Raw genomic sequence first — 18,102 nt, 5'->3', positions numbered from 1 at the left:
TCTGCCGCAGTCCCGGATCGGGCTGCGGCAGAGTGCTTTCTCCCCCTATACCGACCGGAGGACCATCGTGGCCGGATCCGTCAACATCACCGCAGCGACCGTAGACCCGGCGCTCCTCGACCTCCCGTGGAATCTGCCGCTCGAGAACTGGTCGAATGAGCACATCGCTCTGCTGCCCAAGGGCATCAGCAGGCACCTCGTTCGTTTTGCGAACCTCTCCGGTTACGTCATCGCCATCAAGGAGACGACGGCAGAGATGGCGCAGCGCGAGTACGACATGCTGCGGACGCTGCAGCGCTACGACGTGCCCTGCGTCGACCCGGTCGCGGTCATCAAGAACCGCACGGACGACGACGGGACGCCGCTCAACGCGGCACTGGTGACCCGGCACCTGAAGTTCTCCCTCCCCTACCGGGCCCTGTTCTCGCAGACCCTCCGGCCGGACACGGCGACGCGCCTCGTCGACGCCCTCGCCGTGCTGCTGGTGCGGCTGCACATCGTCGGATTCTTCTGGGGCGACGTCTCCCTGTCCAACACCCTGTTCCGCCGCGACGCGGGTGCGTTCGCCGCGTACCTGGTGGATGCGGAGACGGGTCAGCTCTACGAGGGCGGCCTCTCCAACGGGCAGCGTGAGAACGACCTCGAGATCGCGCGGGTCAACATCGCCGGCGAGCTGATGGATCTGGAGGCCGGCGGACGCGCGGACGAGGAGCTCGACCCGATCCGCCTCTCCGACGGCATCGTCGCGGCGTACCGATCGCTCTGGAAGGAGCTGACCGGGAGCGAGTCGTTCGCGTCCTCGGAGCGCTGGCGCATCAGCGAGCGCGTCGAACGGCTGAACGAGCTGGGCTTCGACATCGAGGAGCTGGCCATCAAGACCTCGGAGGAGGGCACGAAGGTGCGCATCCAGCCGAAGGTCGTCGATGCCGGCCACCACCAGCGGCGCCTGCTGCGGCTCACCGGTCTCGACACCGGCGAGAACCAGGCCCGCCGCCTGCTCAACGACCTGGACTCCTACTCCGCGACCGTCGGCAAGGAAGGCCTCGACGAGGAGGCGATGGCGCACGAGTGGCTGCTGCGCGTCTTCGAGCCGGTCATCCGCTCGATCCCCGCCGACCTCAAGGGCAAGCTGGAGCCGGCGGAGGTCTTCCACCAGTTGCTGGAGCACCGCTGGTTCATGTCGCAGAAGGAGGGACGCGATGTCCCTCTGGCCGAGGCTCTCACGTCGTACATCAACGACATCCTGCGCCACCGCCGCGACGAGGCGACCGTCATCGCACCGCCGACCGAGACGATCAGCATCCCGGTGCTGGGCGGAGCGGCGGCGGCGGACGACGAGGACGAGGACGACTGGCGCTCGAAGGTCTGACGAGCGCCGTCGTCCTGACCGCTACTCGGCGGCTTTCGCCTCGGCGCGCAGCTTGGAGATCTCGTAGAGCGTGACGCTCGCCGCGATGCCTGCGTTGAGCGACTCGGTCGAGGCCGTGATCGGGATGGACACCACTGCGTCGCAGGTCTCGGTCACGAGCCTCGACAGGCCCTTGCCCTCGCTGCCCACGACGATCACGACGGGTCGGTCGGCGAACGAGAGGCCCGGGAGCGCGGTGTCCCCGCCGCCGTCCAGCCCGAGCACGAACACTCCGGCCTTCTTGAACTCCTTGAGCGTCGCGGTGAGATTCGCCGCCATTGCGACGGGGGTGCGCGCAGCGGCGCCGGCGGACGTCTTCCACGCGGACGCCGTCATGCCGACCGACCGCCGCTGCGGGATGATGACGCCCTGGCCGCCGAAGGCCGCCGTTGACCGGATGATCGCCCCGAGGTTACGCGGGTCGGTGATGCCGTCGAGCGCGACGAACAACGGCGTCTGACCGGACCGCACGGTCCGGTCGAGCAGGTCGATCGGGTGCGCGTACTCGTACGCGGGCACCTTCAGGGCGACGCCCTGGTGGACGGCGTCGCGTCCGGCGAGCCGGTCGAGCTCGGGACGCATGACCTCGAGGATCGGGATGGCGCGGCCGGTCGCGATGGAGAGGATCTCCTTCATCCGGTCGTCGAACTCGACCCGCGCCGCCACATAGAGCGTCGAGGCGGGGATATCGGCGCGGAGCGCCTCCAGCACCGAGTTGCGGCCGGTGACGATCTCGCTCTCGTCGCCGCTCTTCGCCCGACGCGAGGCGCCGGACGCGCCTCGAGGCTGGGCGTCCCGTCCTCCGCGCTGTGCGGCCTTCGCGGCGGCGCGCTCGCGCAGGGCCTTCGCCTTGCCGGCGGGATGGTAGTCGCGGTCCTCCGCCTTGGGCGTCGGTCCTCGTCCCTCCAGCGCCTTGCGACCGTGGCCGCCGGTGCCGACCTGGGGGCCCTTCTTGCCTTTGCGCACCGCTCCGGCGCGGGGCTTTCCACCCGAGTTCTTCATGATCCGATGCTCCAATGCGACCCCGATGGGGTGTCTTCGATGGTGATTCCTGCCGCCGTCAGCTCGTCGCGGATGCGATCGGCTGCGGCGAAGTCGCGGGCGGCCCTGGCGTCCTGCCGGTCGGCGAGGAGCCGCTCGATGAGCTCCCCCAGTGCCGATTCGGCGGCGGACGAGCCGCCGTTCCGCCACTGAGGCGAAAGCGGGTTGATGCCGAGCACCTCCGTCATCGCGAGCACGTGCCCGCGGGCGGTGGCGGCCGCCTCCAAGTCTTCCGCATCCAGCGCCGCGTTGCCTGAGCGCACGGTGTCGTGCAGCACGGCGAGAGCCTGCGGCACGGCCAGGTCGTCATCCATGGCCTCGGCGAAGGCGTCCGGGACGATCTCCACCCCGTGACCGGCGAAACGGGTGCCGGAGAGCCGGCGCTCGACCCGCTCGAAGAAGCCGGCGATGCGGTCGAGCGCCGCTTCGGCCTCGCTGAGCGAGCCGTCGTGGTAGTCGATGGTCGAGCGGTAGTGGGCGGACCCGAGGTAGTAGCGCACGACGAGCGGACGCGCAGCGCCCAGCAGGTCGGCCGCGTAGACCGAGTTGCCGAGCGACTTGCTCATCTTCTGCCCGTTGACGTTGACGAGCCCGTTGTGCACCCAGTAGTTCGCGAACGCGTCGCCGGCCGCCGTCGACTGGGCCACCTCGTTCTCGTGGTGCGGGAACCGCAGGTCGAGGCCTCCACCGTGGATGTCGAACTGCGGCCCGAGGTAGCGCCGGGACATCGCCGAGCACTCGATGTGCCATCCGGGGCGCCCATCGCCCCAGGGCGACGGGAACGCGGCGGACTCGGGCTCGTCGGCCTTGCGGCCCTTCCACAGGGCGAAGTCGCGCGGGTCGCGCTTCGCGCGCGGGTCCGCGTCGCTCGCCGCCTCCATGTTGTCGATGCTCTGCCGGGTGAGCTCGCCGTACGACGGCCAGCTCTTCACGTCGAAGTAGACGTCTCCCGAACCGTCCGCCGCCGCGTACGCGTGTCCGGCCTGGATCAGCCTCTCGATCAGTTCCTGCATCTGCGGGATGCTCGCTGTCGCGCGCGGCTCGTAGGTCGGCGCCTGCACGCCGAGGGCGCGATACGCATCCGTGAACTCCAGCTCGAAACGGTAGGCCAGCGCCCACCACTGCTCGCTGCCGCCCTCGGCGAGGCCCGCGGCCGCGTTCACGAGGATCTTGTCGTCGATGTCGGTGACGTTCCGGACGAGCGTGACATCCAGTCCCCGGTAGGAGAGCCAGCGCCGCAGCTGGTCGTAGACCAGCGCAGAGCGCAGGTGGCCGATGTGCGGCGATGACTGCACCGTCGGGCCGCACACGTACATGCCGACTTCGCCGTCGCGCAGGGGGACGAAGTCGCGCAGCGCGCCCGCCTTGGTGTCGAAGAGCCGAAGAGTCACGCCCCATAGCCTAGACGGCGCATAGCCTGGACGGCGCGGCGGCCACGGGGCCGCCCGTCCGGCCGCTACTGCTTCGCGCGCTGGGCGAGCTCCTCGTTGACGGGCGCGAAAGCGGCCCGATCGAGCAGCAGTTCGATCTGGGTGATGCGCCCGTCGTGGACCGTCAGCAGTTCGACGCAGCGCACCGCACCGGCCGAGGTGTCTGTGACGAAGTCGTACACGACGCAGGCACGATCGCCATCGGTGAAGACCTCGCGCAGTTCGTTGCGGACGAGGGCGGGCATCAGCCGTTCGAGGGCCGCGATCCAGGCCGCCTTGTCGCTGGTCGTCCCAGCGAACTCCGCCCGGAGCGCGTCGTCGAACAGATCGCCCAGCGCGTCCGGGTCATGCGCCCCGACCGCCTGGATGTAGCCCCGCGCCACCGTCGCCGTGTCTGTGACCGTCATTGCCGTCCTCCTTCGCACCGCTCCCGCGTGTGCTCCTCGCGTCACAGTAGCCCCGGCCGCCGACTCCGGCTTCCCGCACGCGGGGAGCGGGGGCTCACCCGAGCAGCAGCGCCGTCGCGAGCGCGGTCACGCCCTCGCCGCGACCGGTGAACCCCAGACCGTCGGTCGTGGTCGCCCCGACCGAGACGGGGGCGCCCAGAAGAGCCGAGAGCCGCTCCTGCGCCTCGACCCGGCGCGGCGAGAACTTCGGACGGTTGCCGACGAGCTGGACGGACACGTTGCCGATCCGGAAGCCGGCCTCCTCCACCAGCCGCCGGGCCTCCGTCAGGAAGACGTCGCCGTGAGCACCCTCGAACCGCGGGTCGCCGGTGCCGAACACCCCACCGATGTCGCCGAGACCGGCCGCCGAGAGCAGTGCGTCGACGATGGCGTGCGCGACCGCATCCCCGTCGCTGTGACCGGCGAGTCCCGGCTCACCCGGCCAGTGCAGTCCCGCGAGCCACAGCTCCGCATCCGGGTCGAAGGCGTGCGTGTCGCTTCCGGTGCCGACCCGGGGCGCGGCGGAGCCGGTGAGCAGTTCCTCAGCGCGTCGCAGATCCCACGGCGTCGTCACCTTGAAGGCGTGCGCATCGCCGGGCACGACATCCACTCGGAAGCCGGCCGCTGCGACGAGGCCGGCGTCATCGGTCTCCTCACTCCGGGCGAGCGCATACGCGGTCAGCAGTTGCTCGCGCGGGAAGCCCTGCGGCGTCTGCACGGCGGAGAGCCGGGATCGGTCGACCGTCTCGTGCACCTGGCCGTCCTCCCCCACCCGCTTGACGGTGTCGCTCACCGGCAGCCCGGGGACGACGCCGTAGCCGCGTTCGAGGACCGCATCCACGACCGCGTCGAACAGTGCGGACGGAGCGAGCGCGCGAGCGGCGTCGTGCACAAGCACCACGTCGACGCCCGGGTCGACCGTGACCAGTCCCTCGGCGACCGAAGCCTGGCGAGTCGCTCCCCCCGCGACGACGGTGACCGCGCGGCCGACAGCGCGGAGCGAGAGCTCGGCCGCCTCGTCCAGATGTGATGCCGGTGCGACCACGATCGCCTCCGCCGCATGCCGCATGCCCCGGACGGCATGGAGGGAATGCTCCAGCAGCGTCCTGCCCTGCAGTGCGACGAAAGCCTTCGGGAGCTCGGCGCCCAGACGCGTGCCGGAGCCCGCGGCGACGATGACGACCGCGACCCGCGGTGTGCTGAAGCTGTCCACGCGTCGAGCGTACCGGGCGCGGGCGCGCCACCGGCCGCCCACTCCAGCCGCTGGTCTAACGACGAAGGCCCCGCTGCCGGAGCAGCGGGGCCTTCGAATTCGTCGGAAGCGGCCTAGGAGGCCAGCACCTCGTCGAGAAGGGTCGAAGCCTTCTCGTCGTCGGTCTTCTCGGCCAGAGCCAGTTCGGAGATCAGGATCTGGCGTGCCTTCGCGAGCATGCGCTTCTCACCGGCGGAGAGTCCACGGTCCTGATCGCGGCGCCAGAGGTCGCGGACGACCTCGGAGACCTTGATGACATCGCCGGAGGCGAGCTTCTCAAGGTTGGCCTTGTACCGGCGGGACCAGTTGGTCGGCTCCTCGGTGAAGGGGGCTCGCAGCACCTCGAACACGCGGTCGAGGCCCTCCTTGCCGATGACATCGCGGACGCCGACCAGGTCGACGTTCTCGGCAGGAACCTCGATGGTGAGGTCGCCCTGAGTCACATTGAGCTTGAGGTACAGCTTCTCTTCACCCTTGATGATTCTCTTCTTGACTTCGGTGATCGTTGCGGCACCGTGGTGCGGATAGACGACTGTCTCGCCAACCTCGAAAAGCATAGATTTGTTGTCCCTTCAGCAATGAATAGGATACCACACGAGGCACGTGCTAAGGTTCGCCCTCGCGCCTCCCAGCGGCCCCGGGACGCCCCTGCCGATGGGATAGAGTTGCAGGGAAAACTGCACCTGGAGGGTCATCAGTGAAAGCTCGAGTCGCGACGTCGGTCGCCCTCGCCCTGGCCGTCGCGTTCGGCACCGCGGGATGCGGATTCATCGCCCCGCAGGCCACCACCAAGCACTACGACGCGAGTGATGGCGTGAGCGGCAGCGTGGGCTCGGTCGACGTCCGCAACGCGATCATCGTCACGAACGCCAAGAACGGCACCGTCGGCAACCTGGTCGTGACTCTGGTCAACACCGACTCGAAGAGCCACCGGGTCGCGATCAGCGCCGGCTCCCAGAACTCGTCGGCAGCGCACGTCACCCTCGAGCCCGGCCAGGTGAAGCAGCTCGGTCAGAACCCCGAGAACGGCGGCCCGAGCAACGTGCTCATCCCCGAGTTCACGACGAAGCCGGGCGCGCTCTACTCCGTCTACTTCCAGTACGGCGACGAGACCGGCACGAAGTTGCAGGTCCCGGTGCTCGACGGCCAGCTCCCCGAGTACTCGAGCCTGGTGCCGCCGACCATCCTCCCGGCCGCGCAGTAGGCGCACCCGCGCCCTCAGCGCCGCTGCGCAGCGACCGCGACCGGAAGGCGCGGCCTCACGCGTTGAAGCGGTACCCGAGCCCGCGCACGGTGACCAGCATCCGCGGCTCCGACGGGCTCTCCTCGATCCGCGAGCGGATGCGCTTGATGTGCACATCCAGCGTCTTGGTGTCCCCGAAGTAGTCGCTCCCCCACACCCGGTCGATCAGCTGGCCGCGCGTCAGCACGCGCCCGGCGTTGCGCAGCAGCAGCTCCAGCAGCTCGAATTCCTTCAGCGGCATGGAGATCTCCTGGCCGTTGACGGCGACGGTGTGGCGGTCGACGTCCATCCGGACGGTGCCCGCCTCGAGGACGCCGTCCTCCAGCTCCTCCTCCTCGACCCGCCGACGGAGCACGGCACGGATGCGCGCCAGCAGTTCGCGCGATGAGTACGGCTTCGTCACGTAGTCGTCCGCGCCGAGCTCCAGCCCGACGACGATGTCCACTTCGGAGTCCTTCGCCGTCAGCATGATGATCGGCACGTTGGACCGCGTGCGGATCTCACGGCACACCTCTGTCCCCGGGATGCCGGGCAGCATGAGGTCGAGCAGGATGAGGTCGCCGCCGACCCGGTCGAAGGCGGCCAGAGCGGACGGACCGTCCTCGGCGACCTCCACCTCGTAGCCCTCGCGCTTGAGCAAGTAGGCGAGCGGCTCGCTGAGCGCGGCCTCATCCTCGACGAGCAGGATGGATGTCACTGGGTGTCTCCTAACGGGGGTCGGACGGTGGAGGCTTCGGGAAGCCGGATCGTGAACGTCGAGCCGCGACCCGGCTGCGACCAGACGCGGACCTCGCCGCCGTGGTTCTGCACGGCGTGCTTGACGATGGAGAGGCCGAGCCCGGTACCGCCGGTGTTGCGCGAGCGCGCCTGGTCGACGCGGAAGAACCGCTCGAAGACGCGGTCCAGGTCGTCCTCGGGGATGCCTTCGCCCTGGTCGGTCACGGCGATCTCCACGACGCCACCGGAGTTGCGCACACCGATGCCGACCCGGGAATCGTCCGGCGAGTACTGGATGGCGTTCGAGATCAGGTTGTGCACCGCGGTCACGAGCAGGGCCTCGTTGCCCAGCACGATCGCCTGCTTGTCGCCGCGCATGGCCAGCTCGATGTTGCGCGTCTCCGCGGCCACGCGGTTCTGGTCGATGGCGGCCTTGACGACTTTGCTCGCGGACAGCTCGGTCGCGTCGCCGAGCGCATCCGTCGCCTGAAGGCGGCTGAGCTCGATGATGTCCTGCGTGATGCGGGCGAGGCGCTGCGCCTCCTCCGAGAGCCTCAGGGCGAAGCGGCGGACCTGGTCCGGGTCGTCCGACGCATCGTCGAGCGCCTCGGCGAGCAGGCTCACCGCGCCGATCGGCGTCTTGAGCTCGTGGCTGATGTTCGCGACGAAGTCACGGCGCACGGCCTCCAGCCGGAAGGACTCGGTGCGGTCCTCCGCCAGCAGCAGGATGTACCGCGAGCCGAGACGCGCCACCCGCACGCTCAAGTGGATGCCGGCGTCGCCGAACGGGCCGCGGGAGAGTTCGCACTCCTCGGTGAGCGACTCCCCGGTGCGCCGGACGCGATCGACGAGGTCGACGAGGTGCGGATGCACGAGCGCGCCGTTCCACACGAGCCCGATCGAGTGCGCCCCCGGCGACGCCTTGATGACGTTGTTCGACGGGTCGAGGACGACGCCGGCCGACTCCAGCGCATCCAGCACCTGATCCACCCCGTCGGGCACCGCCGGATTGACCACTTGCGCGGCATTGTGGCCACGCCGAGCCGCGATGTGCAGGATCCACACGAAACCGGCGCCGACGGCGAGCCCCAGGCCCAGCGACAGCAGCACCAACCAGGTGGAGTCCATGGCCCCAAGCGTAGGTGATTCCGATGCGCGCGCATCGACGCATCCCGCCCACGGCCGCATGTTTTCGCGGGTACGTTAGACAGTGTTCAGCCGTGCGGCACCGTTTGTTAACCTGCCGCCACGAACATGAAAGACGGGATCAGAAGGTCCCGACATCCCGCGTGCGCTCGCACGCCAGGAAGGACCCAACCCCATGCGTGAAGTCTTCCAGCAGGAGCTGGCGGAAGTTCAGGACCGCCTCGTCGAGATCGCCGAGCTGGTCGTCCACTCCATCAAGAACGCGACGCTCGCGTTCAACGAGTCGGACGTGACGCTGGCCGAGGACGTCATCGCCAACGATCACCGGATCGACGAGCTCACGGTGCTGCTCGACGAGCTGTCCATCCAGATCCTCGCGCGGCAGCAGCCGGTCGCCCGCGACCTGCGCATCGTGGTCAGCGCCCTGCGGATCAGCGCGTCGCTGGAGCGCATGGGCGACATGGCCGAGCACATCGCGCAGCTGGCGCGCTACCGCTTCCCCGACAAGGTGGTCCCGAAGAGCCTGCGCTCGACCTTCGCGGAGATGGGCCGCCTCGACGTGCAGATCGCCGAGAAGCTGGCGGAGCTCCTCCGCACCCAGGACATCCGGCTCGCCGACGAGATCCGCAACGACGACGACGACATCGACGAGCTGCACATCAGCGTCTTCGACAAGGTGCTCGGCGAGACGTGGAAGGGGCAGGCGGTCGACACGGTCGACGCGACCCTCGCCTCCCGCTACCACGAGCGCTTCGCGGACCATGCGGTCTCGATCGCGAAGAAGGTGCAGTACCTGGCCACCGGCGACTGGGCTCCCGAGCTCGCCTCCTGACCTCCGCGCCCCGGCTACGGCAGTGGGGTGAGGGGGACGCGCGCGGCCACCACGCGGGTGGAGCGCGGGGCGCGGGCCACGACGGAGAGAGACGTCAGCAGGGCGTGCTCGCCGGGGTGGAGGCGCCCGGTCCGCTGGTCGGTGGCGTGGGGGCGGTAGCCGTCGCGCACGTGGTGCTGGTCGCGGATCGTCGCTCCCGCCTGCTCGAGCGCATCCACGAGGCCGGTGTGCAGCGCCTGCAGCGGCGCGGACGCCCGCAGCACGGTCACGGGCACCGTGGCGTGCGCGCCGAAACGCTCCCGGGCGGACGCGACGACGGGGATGGGCGGAACGCGCGGGATGAGAGCGGCCACCGCCTCGGCGTCGAGTCCGGTCTCGAACGGAGGGACGACGGTCACGTGCAGCGGCCAGTCAGCGGCCGGGAACTGCTCCGGAGACGCGTCGTCGCCGCGTCCCGGGAGGAACGCGACGACGACGAACGTACTGGTCGTGGCTACTTCTTGCCCTGAGCGGCGACGGCCGCGGCTCCGGCCGCAGCGGCCTCCGGGTCGAGGTAGTACGACGGCTCGAGCGGCGTGAAGTCGTCGCCGAGCTTGTAGACGAGCGGGATGCCGGTCGGGATGTTCAACCCGGCGATGTCCTCGTCCGAGATGCCGTCGAGGTGCTTCACCAGCGCGCGCAGCGAGTTGCCGTGCGCCGTGACCAGCACCGTCTTCCCGTCGCCCAGATCGCGCGTGATGTCCGACTCCCAGTAGGGCAGCATCCGGGCGATGACGTCCTTGAGGCACTCGGTGCGCGGCAGGTCGTCGCCGAGGCCGGCGTAGCGCGGGTCGCCCACCTGCGAGAACTCGCTGTCGTCGGGCAGCGGCGGCGGCGGGACGTCGAACGAGCGACGCCAGAGCTGGAACTGCTCAGGACCGTACTTCTCGAGGGTCTCTGCCTTGTCGAGCCCCTGCAGAGCGCCGTAGTGGCGCTCGTTGAGGCGCCAGGAGCGCTGCACCGGGATCCACAGCCGGTCGGAGACGTCGAGCGCGTAGTTGGCGGTCTGGATGGCGCGGGTGAGCACGGAGGTGTGCAGGACGTCGGCCTGCAGCCCGGAGTCGCGGAGCAGTTCGCCCGCCCGCTTCGCCTCCGCGACGCCGGTCTCACTGAGACGCACGTCGACCCAGCCGGTGAACAGGTTCTTCTCGTTCCACTCGCTGCTGCCGTGGCGCAGGAGGATGAGGGTGTAGGGAGCGGCCATGTCCCCAATCTATCGGACCTGAAAGGATGGAGGCATGGCTTCCGGCGCCGTCGGCACGGTCACTCGTGGCACGACGAACACCAACCGGCTGCGCCGTGTCGATCGCTGGATCGCGGCGCAGCGGGAGCTCCGTCGCGCCGCCGACCCGGTCGTCGTCGACCTCGGCTACGGCGCCAGCGGTGTCACCGCGCTGGAGTTGCACCAGCGGCTCGCGAAGATCCGTCCGGACGTGCACGTCATCGGGCTGGAGATCGAACCGGGCCGCGTCCGGACCGCGAACGAGCAGCTCGAAGCGGTGCGTGAGGGACGGACCGGCTTCGACCCGGAGGCGCGCATCCGCTTCGATCTCGGCGGGTTCGAGGTTCCGCTGCCCGAGGGCGGTCGGGCGACCGTGATCCGCGCCTTCAACGTCCTCCGGCAGTACCGCGAGCACGAGGTCGCGGATGCGTGGAGCCGGATGCGCTCACGCTTGCAGCCGCACGGTCTCCTGGTCGAGGGGACGTGCGACGAGATCGGCCGCATCTCCAGCTGGGTCGCGCTCGATCCCGCCGGCCCGCGCTCGCTCACGGTGTCGTTGCGGCTGCGCGAGCTCGACGCCCCGTCCGTCGTGGCGGAACGGCTGCCGAAGGCGCTCATCCACCGCAACGTCCCGGGCGAACGCGTGCACGCGTTCCTCTCCGAGCTCGACCAGCGGTGGCGCATCCATTCGCCGCTCGCCGCGTACGGGCCCAGCCAGCGCTGGATCGCGGTGGCTCAGGGGATGCGCGAGGCCGGCTGGCCCATCGTCGGACGCCGCTCCCGCTGGCGGCTCGGCGAGCTCACGGTCGCCTGGGCGGCCGTCGCGCCGAACGACTGACGGGCGACCGTTACTGGCGCGGCGTGCGCGTGACCGCGCCGAGCCGCGGGATGCGAGGGATGTGCGCCTCGGAACCGGCCTCGGGGGGAACGACGATCTCCTGCGCCGCGGCGACCTGCGTGCCATCGGCGTCGACGATGAGCGTCGCGGCCGGGTCGGTGGACCGCTTCACCACGGCCAGGGCGATGGGCCCCAGTTCGTAGTGCAGGCCGGCCGACGTCACGGCGCCGACCTCGCGCCCGTCGAGCGAGACGACCGCTCCCGGCACGGGATGCACGCCCTCGGAACCGTCGAGGTGCAGCATCACCAGGCGCCGCGGCGGGTGCCCCAGATTGTGGACCTTCGCGACCGTCTCCTGCCCGCGGTAGCAGCCCTTGCTGAGGTGGACCGCGGTGCGCAGCCAATCCAGTTCGTGCGGGATCGTGCGCTCGTCCACCTCGGTCGAGAACCGCGGCCGCCATGCGGCGATCCGCAGCGCGTCGGCGGCGAGGGTGCCCGCGACCGAGAGCTCGCCGGAGCGGACCCGGGCGACCACCGACGGCAGCGCGTCGCGCGGAACCAGGCGCTCGCTCCACGACCACCCCGCTCCGGGATGCTCGCCGCGTGCGTACTGATGGCCGCCGGCGGTCACCGCGCGCCACGGATCGTGCCAGATCAGCGGGACGTCGTTCGGCGCGGCGATCGGGAGCGGCGGGTCGCCGAGCGTCCCGATGGTCGCGAGGTCGGCCGTCCGGTCGGCCAGCTCGACGCGCAGCATGAAGCGCATCGAGTTCAGCCACCCCAGCAGCCCCTCCGCCTCGGGCCGATCGACCAGCATCCACAGCGTCTGGCCGTCATCGAGCAGCCGGGCGGCGTGCTCGACGCGACCGGTCACATCCAGCAGGAGCGTCTCGGACGACTCCCCCGGCTGCAGGCCGGTGAGCGCCTGGCTCGTCAGGGAGTTGAGCCAGCTCAGCCGATCCGGACCCGTGATGGTGAGCACGGCCCGGTCGGAGAGGTCGACGATGGCGTCGCCCTCGGCGAGCGCGCGCTGTTCCGCGAGGGGGCTGCCGTAGTGGGCGGGCACGCCGATGCCCTCGGTGTCGACCGCGGCGGGCAGGTCGAGGAACGGCGAGGGAGCTGACGCATCCACTCAGTCGACCTTGGCGAGTCGAGCGGACGCGTGGGTCCGCAGCTCCTGACCCAGGGCGGCGATGTCCCAGGCCCAGAGCAGGTGGTTCTCGACCAGTCCGTAGAGCCGCGTCGCCGCGGTGTACTCCTTGGCGCCGGCCGTGCGCAGCACGGCGTCGGTCGCGAGGTCGATGCGCGGCCCGGCGACCTGGCCGAGGTACAGCTCGCTGACGCCGTCCGGATGGATGATCGAGACATCGATGTCGAAGCCGCCGTTGGAGTTGCGCAGCGCCTCGACGGACTGGGCCGTGTTGAACGGCCGCACACCGCTGCCGGGGAGCATCGCCGGACCGGCGTCGCCCTCCACCAGCTTGCGGTGCAGTCGCCAGTAGCCGGTCTCGGCCGCGAGTGGGGAGTTCTGCTCATCGAGCACCCACGACGTGGCCGAATAGTTCAGGTAGCCGAGCCCGTCGTGGCTGAAGCTGACGCGCTGACCGAACTCCAGCTGCGTGTGCTCCTCGTCGACGGCGTAGTCGAGGACACCGGTGCCCTCCCAGACTCCGATGAGCCAGGAGAGAGGGACCAGCTCGGCCGGGAGGTCGGTGGGGATCTCGATCATGATCCGCCGGGACTCAGCGCTGACCGCGGAAGAGGTTGTACACCACCAGCCCCGAGACACCGAGGATGGCGAGCGTTGCCAGGCCCAGAAGGCCGACGAAGAAGAGTTCGAGAGCGACCAGCATGCGTCCAGTCTAACCAGGCGCCGCCGACATTCGGGGCCGGATCCCCGGCTGCGATCAGCCGCTGCGATCAGCCGACGACGAAGGTGAGGGCCAGGACGCCGCCGATGAGCCCCAGGATGACGAAGCTCCCGGCGAAGGTCACGGCGAGCCGATTGATGAAGCCGTCCTTCTGCTGGGTCGCCAGCTGCGCGACGAATCCCAGGAGGACGCACACGCCGAGCGCCAGGGACAGCCAGGACGCGTAGGCGGCAGGCCGGGCCAGAGCGCCGATCAGGATGCCGAGCACCACGGCCACCAGCCACACGGCTCCCACGCTCGTCACCGTCGCCCACCGGGGCAGCGGCGGCTGCGCCGGGCCCGCCGCCGCGGCCGGTCCCATGGCGTGCGGTGCGGGGATCTCCGGAGTGTCGTCGCTCACCCTCCCATTGTGCCCCGGCTCCGGCCTGCAGGGGCCTGCGGGAGAGGAAGCGGCCATTTCCGATAGCATTACGGCACGAGCGGGATGAGGAGGAATGGGTGGCGCAACTTCTGATCCTCACCTCTGCGCCCTCCTCGTCCGCGACCCGCCCCACGGGGTCCACCTCGTCCGCTGCCGATTCCGCGGGCCCCGGCGCTGAGGTGCTCCCGGCGCTGGCGCTGCTGAGCCACCGCGTGCGGCAGATCCCGGCCGAGCCGGCCTCGCTGGTCAACGCGCCGAGCTGCGACCTGATCTTCGTGGACGCGCGACGCGACCTCGCCAGCGCGAAGTCGCTGTGCAAGATCCTCACCACGACCGGTGTCACGGTCCCCCTCGTGCTCGTGCTGACCGAGGGCGGCCTGACCGCCGTCAGCGCGGACTGGGGCGTCAGTGACGTCGTGCTCGACAACGCAGGCCCGGCCGAAGTGGATGCGCGCATCCGCCTGGCGATCGGCCGGCAGACCCAGGAGCACTCGCAGTCGAAGATCCAGGCCTCGGGGATCACGATCGACGAGGCGAGCTACTCGGCGAAGGCGCATGGCCGTCAGCTCGACCTGACCTTCAAGGAGTTCGAACTGCTGCGCTTCTTCGCCACGCATCCCTCCCGCGTCTTCACCCGCGAGCAGCTGCTGAGCGAAGTGTGGGGCTACGACTACTTCGGCGGGACGCGCACCGTGGACGTGCACGTGCGGCGGCTGCGAGCGAAGCTGGGCGACCTGGAGTCCCTCATCGGCACCGTGCGCAACGTCGGCTACCGCTTCAACGTCTACGAGGACGAGAACGACCGCCTCCCCACGTCCGTCCGTCCCTGATCCACCGGTCGGCGAGTTTATCCACCGTTTACACGGCCCCGTCCCCGGTGTCTTCGCGCGGTGACATGATGGTGGGCATGGACGAGCGCACGACTCTGGAGAACGGCCTTCTCGACACGGGGCTGGGCGGAAGCCTGGGCAGCGACTTCGACGACGACTTCGCGCCCTTCATCTACGAGCCGGACCCGAACCTGCCGGACGACCGCTACCTCGACCGCGAGCTGAGCTGGCTGGCGTTCAACCAGCGGGTGCTCGAGCTGGCGGAGGATCCGCTGCTCCCGGTGCTCGAACGCGCGAACTTCCTCGCCATCTTCGCGAGCAACCTCGACGAGTTCTTCATGGTGCGGGTGGCCGGCCTGAAGCGTCGCATCGCCACCGGTCTCGCCGTTCCCACCAACGTCGGCCGCGCGCCGCAGGAGGTGCTCGCCGACATCTCCGAGAAGGCGCACGAGCTGCAGCTCCGGCATGCCCGTGCGTACCACGACCTGGTGCTCCCCGCGCTCAACGAAGCCGGCATCTCGGTGGTCACGTACGACGGCCTCGACGACGCCGACAAGGTCCAGCTGCGCGAGATCTTCTCGCAGCAGATCTTCCCCGTCCTGATGCCGCTCGCGGTCGACCCCGCGCATCCCTTCCCCTACATCTCCGGCCTCTCGCTCAACCTCTCCATCCGCGTCCGCAACTCGCGGACCGGCAAGGAGCAGTTCGCGCGTCTCAAGGTCCCGCAGATGCTGCCGCGCTTCGTGCGCATCGACCAGCGCGAGACCGTCGGCCAGGTGCGGTTCATCACCCTCGAGGAGCTCATCGCCAACCACCTCGGCGACCTCTTCCCGGGCATGGAGATCCTCGATCACCACGTCTTCCGCGTCACCCGCAACGAAGACGTCGAGATCGACGAGGACGAGACCGAGAACCTCATCCAGGCGCTCGAGCGGGAGCTGCTGCGCCGCCGGTTCGGTCCGCCCATCCGTCTCGAGGTCACCGACGACATGGATCCGGTGACGCTGGGCCTGCTGGTGCGCGAGCTGGATGTGACCGAGCAGGAGGTCTACCGGCTCCCGGCTCCGCTCGACCTCGGCGGACTGTTCGACCTGGCGAAGCTCGACCGCCCCGACCTCCACTACCCGAACCACGTTCCCACGACGCCCGCGCAGCTGATGCCGAGCGAGCCGAACGCCAAGCCCGACATCTTCGCCGCGATCTCGCGGCAGGACGTGCTGGTGCACCACCCGTACGAGTCGTTCGCGACAAGCGTCCAGGCGTTCCTCGAGCAGGCCGCCGCCGATCCGCACGTGCTCGCCATCAAGCAGACGCTGTACCGCACCTCGGGCGACAGCCCGATCGTCGAGGCGCTGATCGATGCGGCCGAGGCCGGCAAGCAGGTGCTGGCGCTGGTCGAGATCAAGGCGCGCTTCGACGAGCAGAACAACATCTCGTGGGCGCGCAAGCTCGAGAAGGCCGGCGTGCACGTCGTGTACGGGCTCGTGGGGCTGAAGACGCACTGCAAGCTCGCCCTCGTCATCCGCGAGGAGAAGGGCGTGCTCAAGCACTACAGCCACATCGGCACCGGCAACTACAACCCGAAGACCTCGCGCATCTACGAAGACCTCGGACTGCTGACCGCCGACGACCAGGTGGGCAAAGACCTCACCCGTCTGTTCAACGAGCTCTCCGGCTACGCGATCGAGAAGAAGTTCAAGCGGCTCCTGGTCGCGCCGCTGCACCTGCGCAAGGGACTCCTCAAGCGCATCGAGACCGAGCGGACGAACGCCGAGGCCGGACGTCCCTCCGGTATCCGGATCAAGCTCAACTCGATCGTGGACGAGGCGATCATCGACGCGCTCTACCGCGCGAGTCAGGCGGGCGTGCCGGTCGACCTCTGGGTGCGCGGCATCTGCGGGGTGGTCCCCGGTCGCGAGGGGCTGTCCGAGAACATCCGGGTGCGCTCGGTGCTCGGCCGCTACCTCGAGCACTCCCGGGTGTTCGCCTTCGTCAACGGCGGCGATCCGCAGGTCTTCATCGGCAGCGCCGACATGATGCACCGCAACCTCGACCGCCGCGTCGAGGCGCTGGTCCGGCTGTCCGATCCCGAACACCTGCGCGAACTGGACGACCTGTTCGACCTGGCCTTCGACGAGCGCACGGCGACGTGGCGACTCGATGAGGACGGCGTCTGGACCCGGCATCACCTCGACAAGGACGGCAAGCCGCTCGTCGACCTGCAGAGCAAGCTCATCCAGCAGTACAGTCACCGCCCGCGCAGCGCTCGTACGGGAACCAGGCGGTGAGCCCGGCCATCTACGCCGCGGGCGCCCTCTGCTGGCGGGTCGTGGACGACCGGATCGTCGTGCTGGTGGTACACCGGACCAAGTACGGCGACGTCACGATCCCCAAGGGCAAGGTCGACCCGGGCGAGACGCTCCCCCAGACGGCGGTGCGTGAGATCCTCGAAGAGACCGGCCTGCGCGTCGGTCTGGGGGTGCCGCTCGGCGTCTCGACGTACGGGCTCGGCAGCGGCCGCGACAAGATCGTCCACTTCTGGGCGGCCGAGGTGTCGGACAAGGCGATCGCCCGCTCCACCTTCGTGCCCAACAGCGAGATCGCAGCGATCGAGTGGGTGACGATCAAGAAGGCGCGCGGATACCTCACGTACGAACGGGACGTCGAGATCCTGGACGCGTTCGACGCCCTCGCCCGCCAGGGGATCACCTCGACGTTCGCCCTCATCGCCCTCCGGCACGGCAAGGCAGCGCCTCGGGAGCGGTGGGACGGCTCGGATGCCGCCCGGCCGCTCACCGAGCGCGGCGTCAAGCAGGCCGCCGCCGACGTCGCGACCCTCGAGGCGTGGCGCCCCAAGCGAATCGTCACGAGCGACGCCGTCCGCTGCGTGACCACGGTCGCGCCGCTGGCCGCGGCCACGGGGATCAAGCCGGTCCGAGACCATGGCATCAGCCAGGAGGCCTACGAGGAGGGCCAGGGCGACGTGCGCAGCGTTGTCGGCAAGCGCATCCGCTCCCGCAAGACCGCCGTGCTGTGCAGCCACGGCCCGGTCCTCCCGGAGATCATGCGCGAGATCGCCCTCGCCACGGGGACGATGCCCGGCGCCTATCTGAACGACGCGGCCGACCTCGAGACCGGAGGGTTCTCGGTCGTCCATCTCTCCGCGACGAATCCCGCCTCGGGGATCATCACGATCGAGACGTACGCGCCCGCCGAGGCGTGAGTTGCGCGGATTCACAGGACCACAGGACGAAGAGAACACCCGGCGTTAACCTTCCGTTTACCGCTGCGGGGGACTCTGGACAGACATCGGGAATAGCGTCACACGCGGGTCGCACCGGCCCCGTCCTGTTGTTACTGATCCCC

18 protein-coding genes and 1 pseudogene are annotated in these 18,102 nt (G+C 69.7%); 7 read left to right on the top strand and 12 right to left on the bottom strand.

Going from position 1 to position 18,102, the window contains the following annotated elements; all coding sequences use genetic code 11:
• Positions 1–67 precede the first annotated feature (67 nt).
• Entirely contained in the window at positions 68–1,369 is a 1,302-nt protein-coding gene (locus QRN40_RS12080) for a DUF4032 domain-containing protein (protein ID WP_285115890.1), read from the top strand.
• A gap of 21 nt (positions 1,370–1,390) precedes the next feature.
• Here QRN40_RS12080 and rlmB read toward each other — a convergent pair whose 3' ends face one another.
• The 5 genes from rlmB to QRN40_RS12055 all read right to left on the bottom strand — a co-directional run bounded on the left by rlmB (position 1,391) and on the right by QRN40_RS12055 (position 6,134).
• Complete coding sequence (rlmB, locus tag QRN40_RS12075) at positions 1,391–2,410, bottom strand: 23S rRNA (guanosine(2251)-2'-O)-methyltransferase RlmB (protein ID WP_285115888.1); 1,020 nt, start codon at positions 2,408–2,410, stop codon at positions 1,391–1,393.
• Positions 2,407–3,840, bottom strand: a complete 1,434-nt coding sequence (gene cysS, locus QRN40_RS12070) for a cysteine--tRNA ligase (RefSeq protein ID WP_285115887.1) — start codon at positions 3,838–3,840, stop codon at positions 2,407–2,409. Before cysS ends, rlmB begins: the two co-directional genes overlap by 4 nt.
• A 65-nt stretch (positions 3,841–3,905) precedes the next feature.
• Positions 3,906–4,286 (bottom strand): nuclear transport factor 2 family protein, encoded by a 381-nt coding sequence (locus tag QRN40_RS12065; protein WP_285115886.1) that lies wholly within the window; start codon positions 4,284–4,286, stop codon positions 3,906–3,908.
• Between the two features lie 94 nt (positions 4,287–4,380).
• A complete protein-coding gene (gene ispD, locus QRN40_RS12060) occupies positions 4,381–5,538 on the bottom strand; it encodes a 2-C-methyl-D-erythritol 4-phosphate cytidylyltransferase (RefSeq protein ID WP_285115885.1) in 1,158 nt (385 codons plus the stop codon).
• A gap of 113 nt (positions 5,539–5,651) precedes the next feature.
• Entirely contained in the window at positions 5,652–6,134 is a 483-nt protein-coding gene (locus tag QRN40_RS12055) for a CarD family transcriptional regulator (RefSeq protein WP_090040831.1), read from the bottom strand.
• Positions 6,135–6,274: 140 nt separating this feature from the next.
• Here QRN40_RS12055 and QRN40_RS12050 point away from each other — a divergent pair, with 140 nt between their 5' ends.
• Positions 6,275–6,781, top strand: a complete 507-nt coding sequence (locus QRN40_RS12050; protein WP_285115884.1) for a hypothetical protein — start codon at positions 6,275–6,277, stop codon at positions 6,779–6,781.
• A gap of 55 nt (positions 6,782–6,836) precedes the next feature.
• On the opposite strand, the gene QRN40_RS12045 is transcribed toward QRN40_RS12050, so the two are convergent.
• A complete protein-coding gene (locus QRN40_RS12045) occupies positions 6,837–7,517 on the bottom strand; it encodes a response regulator (protein WP_285115883.1) in 681 nt (226 codons plus the stop codon).
• Positions 7,514–8,665 (bottom strand): sensor histidine kinase, encoded by a 1,152-nt coding sequence (locus tag QRN40_RS12040; RefSeq protein WP_285115882.1) that lies wholly within the window; start codon positions 8,663–8,665, stop codon positions 7,514–7,516. Before QRN40_RS12040 ends, QRN40_RS12045 begins: the two co-directional genes overlap by 4 nt.
• Positions 8,666–8,858: 193 nt before the next feature.
• Between QRN40_RS12040 and phoU the strand changes: the two genes are divergently transcribed.
• Positions 8,859–9,515, top strand: coding sequence for a phosphate signaling complex protein PhoU (phoU, locus tag QRN40_RS12035; protein WP_285115881.1), 657 nt, complete (start codon positions 8,859–8,861; stop codon positions 9,513–9,515).
• 14 nt (positions 9,516–9,529) lie between these two features.
• Here the strand turns inward: phoU and QRN40_RS12030 are convergent.
• Positions 9,530–9,922 (bottom strand): annotated as a pseudogene (locus QRN40_RS12030) (2'-5' RNA ligase family protein); the annotation flags it as partial.
• Between the two features lie 86 nt (positions 9,923–10,008).
• A complete protein-coding gene (locus tag QRN40_RS12025; RefSeq protein ID WP_285115880.1) occupies positions 10,009–10,758 on the bottom strand; it encodes a phosphoglyceromutase in 750 nt (249 codons plus the stop codon).
• Positions 10,759–10,792: 34 nt separating this feature from the next.
• Between QRN40_RS12025 and QRN40_RS12020 the strand changes: the two genes are divergently transcribed.
• Positions 10,793–11,614, top strand: coding sequence for a class I SAM-dependent methyltransferase (locus QRN40_RS12020; RefSeq protein ID WP_285115879.1), 822 nt, complete (start codon positions 10,793–10,795; stop codon positions 11,612–11,614).
• Positions 11,615–11,624: 10 nt separating this feature from the next.
• Here QRN40_RS12020 and ygfZ read toward each other — a convergent pair whose 3' ends face one another.
• The 3 genes from ygfZ to QRN40_RS12005 form a co-directional block, all read right to left on the bottom strand.
• Complete coding sequence (gene ygfZ, locus QRN40_RS12015; RefSeq protein ID WP_285115878.1) at positions 11,625–12,746, bottom strand: CAF17-like 4Fe-4S cluster assembly/insertion protein YgfZ; 1,122 nt, start codon at positions 12,744–12,746, stop codon at positions 11,625–11,627.
• Positions 12,747–13,343, bottom strand: a complete 597-nt coding sequence (locus tag QRN40_RS12010) for a nitrobindin family protein (RefSeq protein WP_285115877.1) — start codon at positions 13,341–13,343, stop codon at positions 12,747–12,749.
• A gap of 191 nt (positions 13,344–13,534) precedes the next feature.
• On the bottom strand, positions 13,535–13,885 hold the full coding sequence (locus QRN40_RS12005) for a hypothetical protein (RefSeq protein ID WP_285115876.1): 351 nt from the start codon (positions 13,883–13,885) through the stop codon (positions 13,535–13,537).
• A 98-nt stretch (positions 13,886–13,983) separates the two neighbouring features.
• On the opposite strand from QRN40_RS12005, the gene QRN40_RS12000 reads away from it, so the two are divergent.
• From QRN40_RS12000 to QRN40_RS11990, 3 genes are all read left to right on the top strand, one after another.
• Positions 13,984–14,736 (top strand): response regulator transcription factor, encoded by a 753-nt coding sequence (locus QRN40_RS12000; RefSeq protein ID WP_502878915.1) that lies wholly within the window; start codon positions 13,984–13,986, stop codon positions 14,734–14,736.
• Between the two features lie 77 nt (positions 14,737–14,813).
• Positions 14,814–17,024: an RNA degradosome polyphosphate kinase gene (locus tag QRN40_RS11995; RefSeq protein WP_285115875.1), complete on the top strand. Its 2,211-nt coding sequence runs from the start codon at positions 14,814–14,816 to the stop codon at positions 17,022–17,024.
• Entirely contained in the window at positions 17,021–17,959 is a 939-nt protein-coding gene (locus tag QRN40_RS11990; RefSeq protein ID WP_285115873.1) for an NUDIX hydrolase, read from the top strand. Before QRN40_RS11995 ends, QRN40_RS11990 begins: the two co-directional genes overlap by 4 nt.
• Positions 17,960–18,102: the final 143 nt, after the last annotated feature.

This window comes from Leifsonia sp. fls2-241-R2A-40a (genome assembly GCF_030209575.1).
Taxonomy (GTDB): domain Bacteria; phylum Actinomycetota; class Actinomycetes; order Actinomycetales; family Microbacteriaceae; genus Leifsonia.
This window is presented reverse-complemented; position numbering and strand designations above follow the sequence as displayed.